The sequence below is a fragment of the Enterobacter sp. SGAir0187 genome, from assembly GCF_002952735.2.
GTDB lineage: Bacteria > Pseudomonadota > Gammaproteobacteria > Enterobacterales > Enterobacteriaceae > Enterobacter > Enterobacter quasiroggenkampii.
On sequence record NZ_CP025034.2, the window covers coordinates 1,559,459 to 1,576,093 of the forward strand.

The following is a 16,635-nucleotide window of genomic DNA, read 5'->3' on the forward strand; positions in this document are numbered from 1 at the left end:
CATATAGAAATAACACGAATATTTCATTCTTCTCTCAGCGTTATACTGACCTGTATTATATTATTCATGGCAGGCAAACTCACCTGCCGCATTTCACAAAAACAAAATGCCCACTTTAGTAAAACACCCGTCTTCACTTTGATGTACACTAGCCCTCTTTGTTCCACAAACATCAGGCATACCATGAACGATTTAATTGCACGACCACGCCGCCTGCGCAAGTCACCGGCACTGCGCGCTATGTTTGAAGAGACAACCCTGAGCTTAAACGATCTGGTGTTGCCGATTTTTGTTGAAGAAGAGATCGATGACTACAAAGCCATCGAAGCCATGCCGGGCGTCATGCGCATTCCGGAGAAATATCTGGCACGTGAGATCGAACGTATCGCCAACGCGGGGATCCGCTCGGTGATGACCTTCGGCATCTCCCACCACACTGACGCGACCGGCAGCAACGCGTGGAAAGAAGATGGCCTCGTTGCCCGCATGTCCCGCATCTGCAAAGAGACCGTGCCTGAAATGGTGGTGATGTCCGATACCTGCTTCTGCGAATATACCTCGCACGGTCACTGCGGCGTGCTGTGCGATCACGGCGTGGATAACGATGCCACCCTGCTTAACCTTGGCAAGCAGGCTGTTGTCGCGGCCGCTGCGGGCGCAGATTTCATCGCACCGTCTGCTGCGATGGACGGACAGGTTCAGGCGATTCGTCAGGCCCTGGACGCGGCCGGTTTCACCGACACCGCCATCATGTCCTACTCCACCAAATTTGCCTCCTCCTTCTACGGCCCGTTCCGTGAAGCCGCCGGGACGGCGCTGAAAGGCGATCGTAAAACCTATCAGATGAACCCGCTGAACCGTCGGGAAGCGATTCGTGAATCCCTGCTCGATGAAGCCCAGGGCGCAGACTGCCTGATGGTAAAACCGGCTGGCGCGTACCTTGATATCCTGCGCGACATCCGCGAGCGCACCGAGCTGCCGCTGGGCGCTTATCAGGTGAGCGGTGAGTACGCGATGATCAAATTCGCCGCCCTGGCGGGTGCCATTGATGAAGAGAAAGTGATCCTGGAAAGCCTGGGTGCGATCAAACGCGCAGGCGCGGATCTGATCTTCAGCTACTTCGCGCTGGATCTGGCCGAGAAGAAAATTCTGCGTTAATCCGCTTTAGCGCCGGGTGGCGGCTTCGCCTTACCCGGCCTACGCTCTGCTCAAATCTTCACCCAACTGCAATACAACCGACATCTGCTCCTTCTACTGTCTTCGCAAGACGGCAGGAGGAGTGACCATGTTTAGCCTCGATAGCGTTCTCGACGATCTTTGGCCTCAGGCGAGGCCCGCACCATGGCAAAAAAGTCTGTTAAAAAGACTGTTCTATGAAGACGAATTTCAGCAATTTGCCGCCGCTCACCGCCACCTGAAAGGCCTGGATATGGTGGAGCAGGTTCTGGAACACCTGGATATTCTCTGCACCGTTTCCGCCCGCGATCTTGAACAAATCCCCGAACATGGCCCGCTGGTCATTATTGCCAACCACCCGACGGGTACGCTGGACGGACTGGCGCTGCTGTATGCCGTCTCCCGCGTACGGCGCGATGTTAAAGTCGTCACCAACCGGATGCTGACCCACCTTGAGCCCCTCAGCTCGCTGTTTATTCCGGTGGACAACATGGGCGGCAGGACGGCGAAAACGTCTCTGGTGCAGATGGAACAGCATCTGCAAAACGCGGGCGTGCTGATCTTCTTCCCGGCAGGCGAAGTGTCCCGCCCCACGCGCAAAGGCATTCGCGACAAAAAGTGGCACTCTGGCTTTATCAAACTCGCCAGCAAGCTGCGCGCTCCGCTGCTGCCGGTGCATATTCAGGCGCATAACAGCCTGCTCTTTTATGCCAGCACGCTGGTCTCCCCGACGCTGTCCATGCTGCTGCTGATGCAGCAGATGTTCCGCCGCCGCCATAGCCAGCTGCCGATCAAAATCGGCCAGCAGATTGCGTGGCATCACTGGCACAGCGCTAACCTTTCGTCGCGTGAGATGGCCGAGCACTGCCGTCAGCACGTGATGCGTCTTGGCAAGGGAGTGCCCGGCGTCTTTAAAACCCAGTGCGCGATTGCCCGTCCGGAAGACCGGGCCACCCTGAAACGCGCGCTGGCGCAGGCCGAATGTCTGGGTAAAACCAGCGACGGTAAAACCATCTATCTTTGGCAGCGAAACGGTCAGGAAGACGCCCCGCTGCTGCGCGAGCTGGGCCGCCTGCGCGAGATTGCCTTTCGCGCGGTGGAGGAAGGGAGCGGCAAACGTCGTGACACCGACAGTTACGACGATGATTATCTGCACCTGATCCTGTGGGATGAGGACGATCTGGAGATCGTCGGGGCGTATCGCTTTATGCCGACGGCCATGCAGATCGAAAAGCGCGGCGTTGAGGGGTTGTACAGCTATAGCCTGTTTCACTACGACGACAAAATGCAGGACGTGCTGGAACACGGCATTGAGCTGGGGCGCAGCTTTATTCAGCCGCGCTACTGGGGACGCCGCGGCCTGGACTATTTATGGTCCGGCATTGGGGCTTACCTGGCGCGCTATCCGCACTACCGCTACCTGTTTGGCCCGGTCTCGATTTCCGGCGGCTTACCGCCTGCCGCGCGGGATCTGCTGGTCGCCTTTTACCGCCTGTGGTTCCCGGCGACACATCCGCTCGCCGCCTCGCGCCAGCCGTACCCGGCATCGCTGCCGGACGTGCTGGCACAGTTTGGCGGCGTGGATTACGTGGACGACCTGACGAAGCTGAAATTCCTGCTCGGCAATCTGGGCTGCGGCATTCCGCCGCTCTACAAGCAATATTCCGAACTCTGTGAACCCGGCGGCGTACAGTTTATTGATTTTGGCAGCGACCCGGCGTTCAACAACTGCGTTGACGGGCTGGTGCTGGTGGATTTGTGTTACCTGAAAGCGAACCGCTATCAGCGGTATATTGAGGCGCACCTTTAAATGTGCGGTATTTGTAGGCCGGGCAAGGCGTAGCCGCCACCCGGCAATTGTGCACCGTTTTCGCCGGGTGGCGCTGCGCTTACCCGGCCTACGGGAGCGACGGGTTAAGGACGATAAAACGGCTTATCGCCCAAAATCGTCGCCCGCTGCATAATCCGGCGCTGCGGCAGATAGTCCGCATTGGCATAGTGCTGCGTGACGCGGTTATCCCAGATCGCCAGATCGTTTTCCTGCCAGCGCCAGCGCACCTGGAACTCCGGTTTGGTGATATGCGCAAACAGGAAACCTAACAGCGCCTCACTCTCTTTTTCCGTGACGTCCACGATGCGCGTAGTGAACCCTTCGTTCACAAACAGCGCCTGCTTGCCCGTCACCGGATGGGTCCGCACCACCGGGTGCAGCAGCGGGGGATGCTTCGCCACAGCCTCCTGCCAACGCTGATGTTCCTCTGCTGTTTTACGGTACTTGTACTCCGGGAACGATTTTTTGAAGTCGTGCTCCGCCCGCAGCCCGCTCAGCAGCGTCCGGAACGGCGCGGAGAGCGCCTCATACGCCGCAATCCCGCTGGCCCACAGCGTATCGCCCCCCGTCTCCGGCAGCCGTTTCGCCGCCAGAATGGCCCCCGCAGGCGGCGTCTCGATAAAGGTCACATCGGTATGCCAGTTATCGTTATCCGGCGGGTTATCGTTGTGGGTGTCGAGGACGATAATCTCTTTCACCCCTTCCGCATGCGGATAGACCGGGTGGATATGCAGATCGCCAAAGCGCAGGGCCAGCGCGCGCTGCTGCTGCGGGGTGATCGCCTGCTCGCGCAGGAACACCACCTGATGACGCAGCACCGCGTGGTACAGCTGCTCAAACTGGTTATCGCTCAGCGGACGGGTCACATCCAGGCCCGATACCTGTGCGCCAATGTACGGCCCCAGCGGGGTAATGGTCAGACGTTCACTCATTGTATTTCTCCATGCCAGGGCGTCAGGCGGCGCTGTAACGCGCGCAGCCCCAGTTCTAATCCGAAGGCGATCGCGGCGATCACCGCGATCCCTGCCAGCACCACGTCAGTCGCCAGGAACTCTCCCGCCGACTGCACCATAAACCCGAGGCCGCGCGTGGCTGCAATCAGCTCTGCCGCCACCAGCGTGGACCAGCCCACGCCAAGGCCGATGCGCAGCCCGGTTAAAATTTCCGGCAGTGCGCCCGGTAAAATAACGAACAGCAGCACCTGCGTACGGCTGGCTCCCAGCGACTGTGCCGCGCGGATCCGCACCTGCTGAGCGCTCTTCACGCCCGCCAGCGCCGACATGGCCACCGGGGCAAAAATCGCCAGATAGATCAGCAGGATTTTTGACGTTTCACCGATGCCGAACCAGATCACCATCAGCGGCAGATAGGCCAGCGGCGGGACCGGGCGGTAAAGCTCAATCAGCGGGTCGAGGATGCCGCGCACCGTCGGGCTCAGCCCCATCGCAATCCCCACGGGAATGCCGATAATCACCGCCGCCAGCAGCGCCACCAGAATGCGCGCCAGGCTGGCGCCTAAGTGCTGCCAGAGCGTGGCATCCATAAAGCCCTGCGGCCCGAAGATGGTAATGAGTTTGGCCAGCACCTGTCCCGGCGGCGGCAGAAACAGCGGGCTGACCCACTGCATGGCAGCAACTGCCCACCAGACCGCCAGCAGCACCAGTAGCGTGCCGACGCTCAACGTGATGTGACGTGAGAAAGGCCAGCGCAGCGCCAGACGCGTGCGGCGCGTTTTTTCACTGAAGACGATGCTCATGAGAAGGCCTCCCGCTGTTCAAACACGCGGCTTAAAACGTACTCACGCTGTTCGATAAACAGCGGATCGGATTTGATGCTGCGCACGGGTTCCCCCGCGACGTAGCGGCGGGCGAAATCCAGCGGCAAGCGCTCCAGCACGCGGCCCGGCCCTGGCGAGAGCAGCACCAGCTCGGTAGCCATAAATACCGCCTCTTCGATATCGTGTGTAATCAACAGCACCTGCTTGCCCGTCTCATGCCAGAGGCGCAACAGCAGGGTTTGCATCTGCTCGCGGGTGAAGGCGTCGAGCGCCCCGAACGGCTCATCCAGCAGCAACAGCTGCGGATTCGCGGCCAGCGCGCGGGCAATTCCGACACGCTGTCGCTGGCCGCCGGAAAGCTGCCAGATATAGCGTTTTTCCGCGCCTTCCAGCCCCACTTTTTTCAGCATCGCCCGCGCCGTTTCCAGCCGCTGTTCACGATTGATGCCCGCAAGCTGTAGTCCAAACGCCACGTTTTCCTGCACGTTGCGCCACGGGAGCAGGCCTTCATTCTGGAAGACCACGCCGCGCTCGGCGCCGGGGCCTTCCACCTTTTTGCCTTCCAGTTGAATGGAGCCATGCTGATAAGGGACAAACCCGGCGATCAGATTCAGCAGCGTGGTTTTTCCGCACCCGGACGGGCCAAGCACCACCAGCAGCTCACCGCTGTCCAGCGTCAGGTTGATCTCCTCCAGCGCGGGTTTGCCACCGTAATCAGCAGACAGATTTGTAATATTCAGCATGGCGGACTCCTTATTTCACAAAACGATCGGTCACGTACTGGCTGTAATCCGTCGCTACCGCGGGCACTTTGCCCTGCTCTTTCAGGAAGGTGGCGGTATCAACAATCGCTTTGTTTACCGGCCCGGTCAGCTGCTGCACCTGCTGCGCGGTGGTCAGATAGGTATTGCCCTTCACCAGCCCCGGCACGTCCGCTTCCGGCACGCCGCTCAGGCGGGAGAGTTTTTCCAGGTTGGCGGGCTGCTTCAGCCATTCATCCGGGTTACTGATGTACGGCTGCTGGGCGTCAATCGCGCTTTTCGCGAAGGCTTTCACCACCTCAGGATGTTTCTCGGCGAAGTCTTTACGCACGACCCACACGTCGAGCGTTGGCGCGCCCCACTGGCCCACTTTTTCGGAGTCGGTCAGCACGGTGCCGTCTTTTTCCAGTTCGTTCACGGCCGGTGCCCACACATACGCCCCGTCAATGTCACCGCGCTGCCAGGCCGCGATAATCGCCGGCGGCTGGAGGTTAATAATTTGTACCTGCCCCGGCTTGATGCCCCAGTGTTTGAGCGCCGCCAGCAGGCTGTAGTGGGTGGTCGAAATAAACGGCACGGCGATGCGTTTGCCGATCAGATCTTCCGGTTTGGTGATGTTTTTCTTCACCACCAGCGCTTCAGAGTTACCGAGCTGCGAAGCGAGCAGGAACACCTCGATCGGCACCTGCTGGCTGGCCGCGACCGCCAGCGGGCTGGAGCCGATATTGCCGATCTGCACGTCGCCGGAGGCTAACGCACGCACCACGGACGCGCCGCTGTCGAACTTGCGCCAGTCAACTTTCGCGCCGCTCTCTTTGGCAAAGGTGTTGTCCGCCTGCGCGACTTTCGCCGGTTCCGCAGAAGTTTGATACGCGACGGTGACGTCCACCGCCTGCGCCTGAAATGCCCACAGCGCCAGTGCGCCGAGAAGTGTGATTCGCGATGAAATTGCCATAGAGCCTGCTCCCCTTGTTGTTATGAGGGCAGTATTTCCAACGCGGGAATTTTGATAAAGGAATAAAAATGAATCGCTCATAACGATTCGTTTTTAGATAAAAAGCGGGAAAGGATAGTTGGTTTTGTGCGCTTGTTTTTTTCCCTCTCCCTGTGGGGTGAGGAATCCCCAGTAATTTTATACCTGAAGCGATGCATGTGACTTCAGGAAAATAAATGGCTTACAGCGATGCCCTGGTCCGGCTGTAAATCGCTGAGGCGTTTCCTGTAGGCCGGGGCGAGGCGCATGGATGCGCCGAGAGGGCGGGCTTTACAGGGATGTTACCTCCGCCCGTCCCCGACAAGCCGGAAGGAATAAGCCGAAGGCACCGCGAAGCGGCGATTTACCGCCGGGAGCCCGGGTCGCCAGGGCGGTGGCGATTGAGCCGCCCTGGCACGTTCACCGGCCATGTCCTTACAGAGTAGCAAGGAACATAAAGTGAACGGAATGACCACTTCAGCCGTATGTTCCCCCTCACCCCAGCCCTCTCCCTCAAGGGAGAGGGGGTTGTCCGTGCAGGTATTATTTTGTGGGGATCCCTCAGCCCTGTGGGAGAGGGCCAGCGATCCGTAGGCCGGGTAAGGCGCAGCCGCCACCCGGCAAAGCACTCAGCGCTGCGCGTTAAGCTCAGCAATGTCTTTCGGCGTGGTCCGACAGCATCCGCCGATTAACTTCGCTCCCGCTTCCAGCCACTGCGGTAAATACCCCGCCAGCGTCTCGCACGCTTCGCCGTGGTGGTGCCAGGTTTTGGTCACCGCATCATAATGCTCGCCCGAGTTCGGGTAGACCACCAGCGGCAGCGGCGTCAGGCTTTGCAGGTGCTTCAGTGCCGCCGTGGTGTTTTCCAGCGCGATGCAGTTAATGCCCAGCGCGATGATATGCGGAGAGTCGGCCAGCGCGCTGACTACGTCACGCAGCGGCGTACCGTCGCTCAGGTGCTCGCTGTCACGCAGGGTAAACGAGAACCACGCCCGGGCGCGAGGATACTCGGCCAGAAGCGCCGCCAGCGCCTTAATTTCCCCAAACGAAGGCAGCGTTTCGCAGGCCAGCAGGTCTGCACCCGCGTCCAGCAGCGCTTCCACGCGCGGGCGGTGGAATTCTGTGAATTCTTCGGCACTGCGCACGTAGTCGCCGCGATACTCTGAGCCATCCGCCAGATACGCGCCGTACGGCCCAACGGAGCCCGCTACCAGCAGCGTGCCCGCGTGCGGGTTTTCGGCCAGGTACGCTTCGCGGGCCTTACGCGCCAGCTCCACGCTTTTGCCAATCAGCGCCCGGGACTGCGCTTCGTCCAGGCCGCGCGCCGCAAAACCCGCAGGCGTGGCCTGGTAGCTGGCGGTGATCGCCACCTGCGCACCTGCGCGGTAATAATCAAGATGCACTTCGCGGATAAGCTCCGGGTTTTCCATCAGCACTTTGGCAGACCAGAGGCTGTCTGCCAGGTTGCAGCCGCGCGCTTCCAGCTCCGTCGCCATCGCGCCATCCAGCACCACAAACGGCTGCTTTTCAAGGAGGGCGGTAAGCGGATTATTCTGCGACATGTTCAGGCTCCTGCGATGTCATATTTCGGGTCAGATAGTAGGCACCATAACACAGGGCGACAAACGGAATCCCGCAATAAAGGGCAATGCGCTGGCTTGGGTCAAACCACAGGCCGACACAGGCCACCACGCAGAGGATAAAACCGAGCACCGGTACCAGCGGATACCACGGCGCGCGGTACTGCAGCGCAGAGAGCGGCTGCCCGGACTGCAGATGGCGACGACGGAAAACGAAGTGCGACGCGCAGATGCTGATCCAGACGGCTACCACCGCAAAGCCAGAAATCGCCGAGAGCGCGACAAACACCGTGTCCGGCGCCACGACGCTTGAGAACAGCGCCAGCACGCCCCCGAGCATAGAAACCGACAGCGCCGTCAGCGGCACACCGTTTTTATTTACGCGGGCAAAACAGCGCGGGAGCGTTTTCTCATTAGAAAGCGACCACAGCATGCGCCCGGAGGCGTACAGCCCGGAGTTCGCCGCCGAAAGGATCGCCGTCAGGATCACAAAGTTAAAGATATCCGCCGCGTAAGGAATACCGACCTTTTCAAACACCAGCACGAACGGGCTCTTTTCCACGCCCGCCTGCTGCATCGGGATCAGCGCCGCCAGCACAAACACGGTGCCGATAAAGAAGATGATCAGGCGAGCAATAGTGGTACGGATCGCAACCGGAATCACCTTGTGTGGATTTTCCGTTTCGCCCGCGGCGATGCCGATGAGTTCTGTCCCGGAGAAGGCAAAGTTCACCGCCACCATGGTCATCAGGATCGGCAGGCCGCCGTGCGGGAACCAGCCTTCGGCAGTGATGTTGCTTAAGCCCGGCGCGGGGGAACCGTCCTGCATCGGGATAAAGCCAAAGACTGCCGCGCCGCCAAGAATAATGAAGGCGATGATGGTGATGACTTTCACCAGGGAGAACCAGAACTCGCCTTCCGCAAAGAAGCGCGTTGAGATGACGTTCAGGCCAAAAATCACCACGCAGAAGACCACGCACCACGCCCAGACGGGCACCTGCGGGAACCAGTACTGCATGCAAAAGCCCGCGGCGGTGAAGCTTGAACCGAGCGCTACCGTCCAGGTGAGCCAGTAGAGCCACGCCACGGTGTAGCCCGTCGCCGGGCCAAGATAGCGAGCGGCATAGACGTGGAACGCGCCGGTCTCCGGCATCGCCACGGAGAGTTCGCCCAGACACTGCATCACCAGCCAGACCACCAGCGCACCTATCAGGTAGGCCAGCAGCGTGCCCGCCGCCCCGGTCGTGGAAATGATGTAGCCGGTATTGAAGAATAACCCTGTCCCAATCACGCCACCCAGCGAGAGCATGATCAGGTGGCGTGTTTTCATGGTGCGCTTAAGCTGCCCATTTTCTTGTTGTGTTTGCATATTACCTTCTATACGTATGGACATCTAAACATCCAAAGAAGGTGTGTTATACCGCGATTGTTAATAAAAAGCTAGATGACCAGACGCAAACGGGCGCGCCGCGCGCTGAGTCTGGGGTGGGTTGTGAGGATCACATACAGAATAGGACGCCAGGCCATAAGCACCTCCGCAAGCAGATACTTACAGCATGGTGCGGACGAGGTCGCTCCTGGGTCAGACAAAAGTCGTATCTTTTCCCTACCAGCTAAACCTTCTGCATGCCTCGCGCAGGCGAATTAAAAACTGGCGCGCGTTAGTCGTCATCGCCGATTTCTGCGACCACACCGCGCAATACTGAGCCGACGGCAACTGGGCGATGGGCAGCGCGACCAGCTTGTCATCAAGCTGCAGCGGCTGACACATTGCCCGAGCAACCACCGTCAGATAGTCCGCGTTGAGTACCATACTCAGTCCGGTGATAACAGAATCCGTACGCAGCGGAGTCACGTCGACCTGTCGGTAAAAATGGCTGAGCTCGTTTTGCAACTGCTGGTAGTAACCCATTGATGACTCCGGCAGTAGCCATTTAGCCTGACGTAGCGCCATCAGATCCCGTGCGTCAGCCAGCGGATGTCCTTTGCGCGCGACGATACAAAACGGCGAGGTGAACAGGGGTTCGATCATTACCCCTTCTGGCGGCGCCATCGGATCGACAGAACCGATGGCAATGTCAATTTCACCGTTGCGTACGCCGGGTAACAGCGAGGATAACTGTCCTTCTTTAACCGTCAGCAGCACCTGCGGCAGCGTCTCTTTAAACGCTTCGGCCACATCGGGAAACACCGTCAACGCAATCAGTGACGAGAATCCCACGGTCAGCCGTCCGTGGGTGTAATGGTTAATCTGTTCCACTTCATCTGCCGCACGGCGCAACTCCTCCAGCACCCACTCCGCGCGGTGAGAAAAGGCCACTCCCGCCTCGGTCAGGGCGATGCCCTCTTTGCTGCGCAATAAAAGTTGCGTGCCTAAAGTTTGCTCAAGCTCACGCAATGTTCGGCTCAACCCGGGCTGAGAAACGCCCAGCTCACGCGCGGCTGAACGAATACTGCCGCTACGTGCCACCTGACGAAAGGCCTGAAGATGCCCAAGCTTTGGCAAATATCTCATCACTCACCCTATAACAAAAAAGCATCACCTATAGAAAAATTATATCTTCCCGAGTCTCAGGTAAACCCCTAGATTCGGAATACACACCACACTCCTCATCACACTCTGACGTCAGGCGGAAAATAAAATGAAAAGCCAGTCACAGATGATTTTTTTGCTTTTTGTCGGCTATGTCGTGGTCTATATCGATAAAACCGTCATGGGGTTTGCCCTGCTGCCTATCGAAAAAGAGTTCAGCCTCACCAGCGCGGAGCTGGGCTATATCACCGGCATTTTCTTCCTGGCCTATTCTCTCTTTCAGGTGCCAGCGGGCTGGCTGAACGACAGGCTCGGCTATAAAACCATGCTGCTCCTCTCCCTGTGCGCGCTGGGGATTTTCGCCCTGTGCTTCGGTGCGCTGGGCATGAGCTTTGGCCTGCTGCTGCTGTTTCGCTTTCTCTCCGGAGTGGGGCATTCCGGCTATCCCTGCTCATGCGCAAAAGCGGTGGTCAGCAATTTCTCGCTGGAAAAACGCACTTTTGCACAATCGGTTTTACTTTCCTCCGCCGGGCTGGCAATGACCGTGGGGCCCATTGTGGCCGTCTCTGCGCTGGAGCATCTGGGCTGGCACGCGTCGTTTGTGGTGCTGGGGATTGTTGCTTGTGCCATCGCCGTGCTGATCGCCGTGCGCGTGCCCTATCAGAAACCTGCGCCGCGCCAGCAGTCAGGTGAACAAAACGGCGTCCTGTGGCGTAACCCGACGGTGGTGCTACTCTTTGTCTCTGTGTTCTGCATCAATATTCCCAGCTATGGCCTGATGGCCTGGCTGCCAAAATTCTTCGTGCAGAGCAGGGGGATGCCGCTAGAAATTTCCGGCTATATCGTCGCCGTCGGCGGCGCGGGGATTTGGTTCTCGTCCTTGTGCACCGGCTGGTTCGTCGGGAAATATTTCCACAACCGCGAGCCGCAGGTGATTTTGATCTGCGCACTGATCGGTGCTGCTGCTATTTTCGGCATCTTCCATACCGCCACGGCACTGACGGCCAGCATCCTGCTGTTCGTGGGGGAGATTTTCCTGATGGCAACCTTTGTAACCGCCTTTACCCTGCCGATGAAACGTCTTCCGGAGAATATTATGGGCTCGGCTATCGGCCTGATAAACACCGGCGGAACGCTGGGAGGCTTCGTTTCGCCTGTCGTAATTGGCTATCTTGTCGGGAAAAGCCACAGCTACGAAAGCGCGTTTATTTTCCTGTCACTGGCAATGGTCTGCGCGGGTGCGGCGATAGTACCGCTGATAAAAAAACCTGTGGCCACGCTGCCGGTGACTGACTGAAGGAGACCGTCATGAAAAGTACCACTGAAAACCTTATCCGCGACGTTAATGAAGAGGTGATCCGCTGGCGCAGGCATATTCACGCCAACCCGGACCTCTCGTTTCAGGAAAAACCCACCGCTGATTTTATTGCCCGCGAGCTGGGGAATCTGCCGGAGCTGGTGATAAGCCGCCCGCTGGATAACAGCGTAGTAGCCGTATTGCAAGGCGAAAAGCCAGGCCCAACGTGGGCGCTACGGGCCGATATCGACGCGCTACCGCTACAGGAAGAGAGTGGAGAATCATTTAGCTCCACTCGGCCCGGCGTGATGCACGCCTGCGGTCACGATGCCCACACCGCCATGTTAATGGGGGCAGCGAAAGTGCTCTGCCATCTGCGCAGCCAGCTTTGCGGCAGCATTAAGTTTATCTTCCAGCCTGCCGAAGAGGTGCCGCCGGGCGGCGCACGCGAGCTGGTGGAGAAAGGAGTCGTTGACGACGTCGAAAAGATTTTCGGCCTGCACGTTTTTCCGAACAGCCCTACTGGAAAAATCACACTGAAAGAGGGCGTTTACGTCGCCTCTAGCGATAACTTTGACATCACTATTTTTGGGCAGGGTGGCCACGGCTCAATGCCGCAGTTTTGTATCGATCCGGTGGTAATCGGTGCTGAAGTGGTTACCGCACTGCAAAACGTGGTCGCACGTAATCTTGACCCGATTAACGCCCCGGTGCTGACCATTGCCACCTTCCAGGCCGGAGATAGCTATAACGTCATTCCGGACAGCGCCCGTCTGGCAGGAACGGTGCGAACCCATAATCAGCAGGTTCGTGAACAGGTTCCCCAGCTGATGCAGCGTATTGTTGAAGGCGTAGTGAGCGCCCACGGGGCGCGCTGCGAGATCCGCTGGCAGCAGGGTTATGCCGTCGGAAATAACCATACCGACACCAACGCCATCGCCAAAAAAGCCATTGCGGAGCACTTTGGTGACGGGACGCTGCAGTTGACCGATCGCGCGCTCTTCGGCAGCGAAGATTTCTCATCCTATCAGGAGAAAATTCCCGGCTCGTTCCTGTTTATCGGCTGCGGCAACGAGGAAAAGGGTGCGGTATGGAACGTCCATAACCCACATTTCCGCATTGACGAAGCCGCGCTGGCCGTGGGCGTTAAGGCACATATTGCGCTGGTAAGCGCGTTATTTGAGGCGATTTAACGCCTCACCAACCATTGCACTTTAACCGGTGCAATGGTTGGTAATTCTCATAATCAGTTCTATAGTCGTCACAGTTTCTTAGTAACCAGGACTGACTGATGCGCTTTAACGGACTGACTAAAGGTTTCTTTATTTTCATTCTCGCCCTTGTGACCTGGGCCTTCTTCGACGTGCTGTCGCCCTACTTCTCCGCGATACTGTGGGCCGCCATTCTGACCGTTATCTTCAACCCGGTAAAAAACAAGCTGCGCGCCGCGCTGGGGGATCGCAACGGGCTGGCCTCGCTGTTGACCATCGGCATTATCTGCCTGATCGTTTTTATTCCGTTGATGGTGATCCTCTCCTCGCTCGCCATTGAGCTGAACGTGGTTTACACCAAACTGCAGGAGAACAACACCCAGTTCCCGGAAGTGGTGGCGAGCATCTTCAACCACCTGCCTGACTGGGCCAGCGGCTTCCTCGCGGATCACAACCTGACCAACGCGGCGCAGATCCAGAAAAAACTCTCCGATGTCGCTCTGCAGGGCGGACAGTATCTCGCCGGCAGCGCGTTTCTGATTGGCAAGGGAACGTTTGGCTTTGCAATTAGCTTCGGCATCATGCTGTATCTGCTGTTCTTCCTGCTGAAAGACGGCCCGTATCTGGTACGCCAGATCCTCGACTCCCTCCCCCTGTCCGACTTCGCGAAGCAGCACCTGTTCGCCAAATTCGTCGGCGTGTCACGCGCCACGGTAAAAGGGACGGCGGCGGTGGCCGTGGTTCAGGGCATCCTCGGCGGGATTGCGTTTGCAATTGCCGGTATCGACGGCAGCGTGCTCTGGGGCGCATTGATGGCCTTCCTCTCGCTGGTGCCCGCCATCGGCTCGGCGATTGTCTGGGTGCCTGCCGCTATCTTCCTGTTCGCCACGCACCAGATCTGGCAGGGGCTGTTTATTGTCGGCTTCTTCGTGATCGTCGTTGGGCTGGTGGACAATATCCTGCGCCCGCTGCTGGTGGGGAAAGACACCAAAATGCCGGACTACCTGATTCTGATCTCCACCCTCGGCGGCATGGAGCTGTACGGCATTAACGGCTTTGTGATTGGGCCGCTCATCGCCGCGCTGTTTATCGCCTGCTGGAACCTCTTCTCCGGACGCGATCACGAAGGTAACGCCGAAGAGCTGGACGCGGATTTCATCGAAGAAGGAAAAAATCCTCCAGATTTGTAAGGACGTGACGATAAAGACCACACCAGGCGGCGCTGTGCCGCCTTTTTTTTCGCCTTAAATCAGACGTTTTCTATAATTTGAAGAACGCCATCCTACTCATGTCGTAAAAGGATCATCTGGTGCGAATCGCGACGATAACAAACTGGGCCTATGGGGCCACGGTCTGCCTGACTATCGCCTCCGGCATCATCATGCTGATGGCGTCCAGTGCGGATACCCTCGAACGTCAGGCCGTTGAACAACGGCAGAAATTTGATCAACTGACGGAAGATATCGAAACCGATATCTGGGCGCAGTCTGATTTAGCGCGGCTGTACGTCATTAAAAAAGATCCTCAGGTGCTCAAGGAATATAACCAGGCAGAAAACAGCCTGAAGCGCATCGAGCTTCGGCTGGAAAAGCTGCAGGATAACGGCGCATCGGATGAAGAGCTGGCCCTGCTGCATGAAGGAATAAAGATCGTCGATGAGCTGCAGGACGAGCAGCAAACCGCCCTCGCCAGCCTGGAACGCGGTGAAGACGCCCAGGCCGTTGCTTTACTCTATGGTCAGCCCTATGAGCAGGAGCTGGATCGCGCGCAGAATCAGATCGATCACTTTCGCCAGATACTCGACAAGCGCGTCATCGGCTCCGTTCAGGAGGCGACAAAAAAATCGAAAGCGCTGCGTACCGCCTCTGAGCTGACGGTTGGCCTGACCGCCCTGCTGTTCCTGTTTGTGCTCGGCTTTATATTAAAACGCCGCGTGCTGCGCCCCGTGGTGCGCCTGAGCGACGTGGTGCACCGCCTGGCATCCCAGGATTACGCGGTTGAAACGCCCAATTTCAACCAGATCGATGAGATAGGCGATATGGCTCAGGCCATCAGCATCTTCCGTGAAAACGGCCTGGCGCGGCAGCGTCTGGAAAAAGAGCGTGATGCCGACTGGGCCATCCGCGAGCTGCTGGCGCGCATGACCCAGCGGCTGCAGGGGTGTGAGAACTTTAACGATGTGATTAACGTGGCGGAGCTGTTTGCCCCCAATATCGCGCCGGGGATCGCGGGCCGACTCTACGTCCTTGACCGCGAACCGTGGCAGATGCGGTGCGTCGCGCAGTGGCTTTCGCCGGTTGGTGAAGAGACGACGTTCCACCCGGACGAGTGCTGGGCCGTGCGTCGCGGGCAGAGTCACCCGCCGGTGAACGGCGAGCCGGATATTGCCTGCTACCATCTTCCGGCATCCCAGGCGGAAAGCGCGCTTTGCGTGCCGCTTATCGCTCAGGGTGAGGCCATTGGCCTGCTCTCCTTCCAGAATATCACGGCGGATAATGCCCCTTCCCGCGCGTATCTGGAGCTGATGGCCGAGGCGCTCGGGCTGGCGCTGGCCAACCAGCGTCTGCGCGACGCGTTGCTGGAAAAAGCGTTGTTTGACCCGCTCACCGGCCTGCGTAACCGTCATCATCTGGAAGATACCCTGCAAACCCAAACGGCACAGGCGATACGCACTGGCGTACCGTTAAGCTGCATGATGATTGATATCGATCACTTCAAGAGCATTAACGATCGGTTCGGCCATGAAGCGGGCGATCTGGTGATCAAAAGCGTGGCGTCAATTGTTCAGCGGGCCGCACATGACAACGGGCTGGCATTCCGCTACGGCGGCGAGGAGTTTCTGGTGCTGCTTTCCGGTGCCGATGAAGCAGAAGCGTACGCCTGCGCGCAGAAGATTTACACCGGCGTGCATGAGCTTTCGATTCGCTACGGGCTGACCGAGATTGGGCCGGTGGACGTGTCGATTGGCATTGCCAGCTACCCACAACATGCCCAGACCGACAACCTGCTGCGCGCCGCGGATGTGGCCTTGTACCGAGCAAAAGAGCTGGGACGCGCGCGGATTGTGAGTTTTGGGATGCTGGAGGCGGGTTAGCTATTATTTTCACGCCACTGCTTTACCATCTCATCTGTTACTTCATTTTTATAACAAATGGGAGCATAGCCTCCCGCCTTACTCCATGCGCTGCGTCTCCCGCAAGCGCTTCCGTTTCTGGCCCGGTTAAAAGGACAAGCGCATACTCCGGGATAAGATGCTATCGACTCTGCAATAACGTTCTCTTTAACCTGTTCACTGGAAATTGAACTGTTTTTTGCCATGGCGATGTCCGCTACAAAAAAGCAGCACACAGCACAAAGCACCATCAGGAACGGTCTTTTTTTCATTTTTGATTCGTTTTAAGGAGGGGGTGCACACGATAGGCGGCGAATGAAATAGACATCATGATTTAAGTCAATAAATCTGTTCCGGCAGGGACAACGAACCTTACGCGTTCTC

At 58.1% G+C, this 16,635-nt stretch carries 14 protein-coding genes; 6 read left to right on the plus strand and 8 right to left on the minus strand.

Annotation, left to right across the window (positions count from 1 at the left end; all coding sequences use genetic code 11):
- Positions 1-183 precede the first annotated feature (183 nt).
- Together hemB and CWR52_RS07560 are read left to right on the plus strand one after the other, a co-directional pair.
- On the plus strand, positions 184-1,158 hold the full coding sequence (hemB, locus tag CWR52_RS07555; RefSeq protein WP_104949294.1) for a porphobilinogen synthase: 975 nt from the start codon (positions 184-186) through the stop codon (positions 1,156-1,158).
- Between the two features lie 127 nt (positions 1,159-1,285).
- Positions 1,286-2,986: a lysophospholipid acyltransferase family protein gene (locus CWR52_RS07560; protein WP_104949295.1), complete on the plus strand. Its 1,701-nt coding sequence runs from the start codon at positions 1,286-1,288 to the stop codon at positions 2,984-2,986.
- A 104-nt stretch (positions 2,987-3,090) separates the two neighbouring features.
- Here the strand turns inward: CWR52_RS07560 and tauD are convergent, their stop codons facing one another.
- From tauD to CWR52_RS07600, 7 genes are all read right to left on the minus strand, one after another.
- Positions 3,091-3,939: a taurine dioxygenase gene (gene tauD, locus CWR52_RS07565; protein ID WP_104949296.1), complete on the minus strand. Its 849-nt coding sequence runs from the start codon at positions 3,937-3,939 to the stop codon at positions 3,091-3,093.
- Positions 3,936-4,763, minus strand: a complete 828-nt coding sequence (tauC, locus tag CWR52_RS07570) for a taurine ABC transporter permease TauC (RefSeq protein ID WP_104949297.1) — start codon at positions 4,761-4,763, stop codon at positions 3,936-3,938. Before tauC ends, tauD begins: the two co-directional genes overlap by 4 nt.
- Positions 4,760-5,527: a taurine ABC transporter ATP-binding subunit gene (gene tauB, locus CWR52_RS07575; protein WP_069720213.1), complete on the minus strand. Its 768-nt coding sequence runs from the start codon at positions 5,525-5,527 to the stop codon at positions 4,760-4,762. The genes tauC and tauB overlap by 4 nt, the downstream gene beginning before the upstream one ends.
- Positions 5,528-5,537: 10 nt before the next feature.
- Positions 5,538-6,500: a taurine ABC transporter substrate-binding protein gene (tauA, locus tag CWR52_RS07580; RefSeq protein ID WP_104949298.1), complete on the minus strand. Its 963-nt coding sequence runs from the start codon at positions 6,498-6,500 to the stop codon at positions 5,538-5,540.
- A 647-nt stretch (positions 6,501-7,147) separates the two neighbouring features.
- Positions 7,148-8,080: a homocysteine S-methyltransferase gene (gene mmuM / locus CWR52_RS07590; RefSeq protein WP_104949299.1), complete on the minus strand. Its 933-nt coding sequence runs from the start codon at positions 8,078-8,080 to the stop codon at positions 7,148-7,150.
- Positions 8,067-9,467 carry an S-methylmethionine permease gene (mmuP, locus tag CWR52_RS07595; protein ID WP_008503244.1) on the minus strand — a complete coding sequence of 467 codons (1,401 nt, stop codon included), beginning with the start codon at positions 9,465-9,467 and terminating at the stop codon, positions 8,067-8,069. The genes mmuM and mmuP overlap by 14 nt, the downstream gene beginning before the upstream one ends.
- Before the next feature lie 237 nt (positions 9,468-9,704).
- Positions 9,705-10,613: a LysR substrate-binding domain-containing protein gene (locus CWR52_RS07600; protein WP_104949300.1), complete on the minus strand. Its 909-nt coding sequence runs from the start codon at positions 10,611-10,613 to the stop codon at positions 9,705-9,707.
- A 127-nt stretch (positions 10,614-10,740) separates the two neighbouring features.
- Between CWR52_RS07600 and CWR52_RS07605 the strand changes: the two genes are divergently transcribed.
- The 4 genes from CWR52_RS07605 (at position 10,741) to CWR52_RS07620 (ending at position 16,233) form a co-directional block, all read left to right on the plus strand.
- Positions 10,741-11,928, plus strand: a complete 1,188-nt coding sequence (locus CWR52_RS07605; protein ID WP_104949301.1) for an MFS transporter — start codon at positions 10,741-10,743, stop codon at positions 11,926-11,928.
- A gap of 11 nt (positions 11,929-11,939) precedes the next feature.
- Positions 11,940-13,121, plus strand: coding sequence for an amidohydrolase (locus CWR52_RS07610; RefSeq protein ID WP_104949302.1), 1,182 nt, complete (start codon positions 11,940-11,942; stop codon positions 13,119-13,121).
- Between the two features lie 98 nt (positions 13,122-13,219).
- Positions 13,220-14,329, plus strand: a complete 1,110-nt coding sequence (locus CWR52_RS07615; protein ID WP_008503245.1) for an AI-2E family transporter — start codon at positions 13,220-13,222, stop codon at positions 14,327-14,329.
- A 119-nt stretch (positions 14,330-14,448) separates the two neighbouring features.
- Entirely contained in the window at positions 14,449-16,233 is a 1,785-nt protein-coding gene (locus tag CWR52_RS07620) for a diguanylate cyclase (protein ID WP_104949303.1), read from the plus strand.
- On the opposite strand, the gene CWR52_RS07625 is transcribed toward CWR52_RS07620, so the two are convergent.
- Complete coding sequence (locus CWR52_RS07625) at positions 16,230-16,523, minus strand: hypothetical protein (RefSeq protein ID WP_104949304.1); 294 nt, start codon at positions 16,521-16,523, stop codon at positions 16,230-16,232. The two genes, CWR52_RS07620 and CWR52_RS07625, sit on opposite strands and share 4 nt — an antisense overlap.
- Between the last annotated feature and the right edge of the window lie 112 nt (positions 16,524-16,635).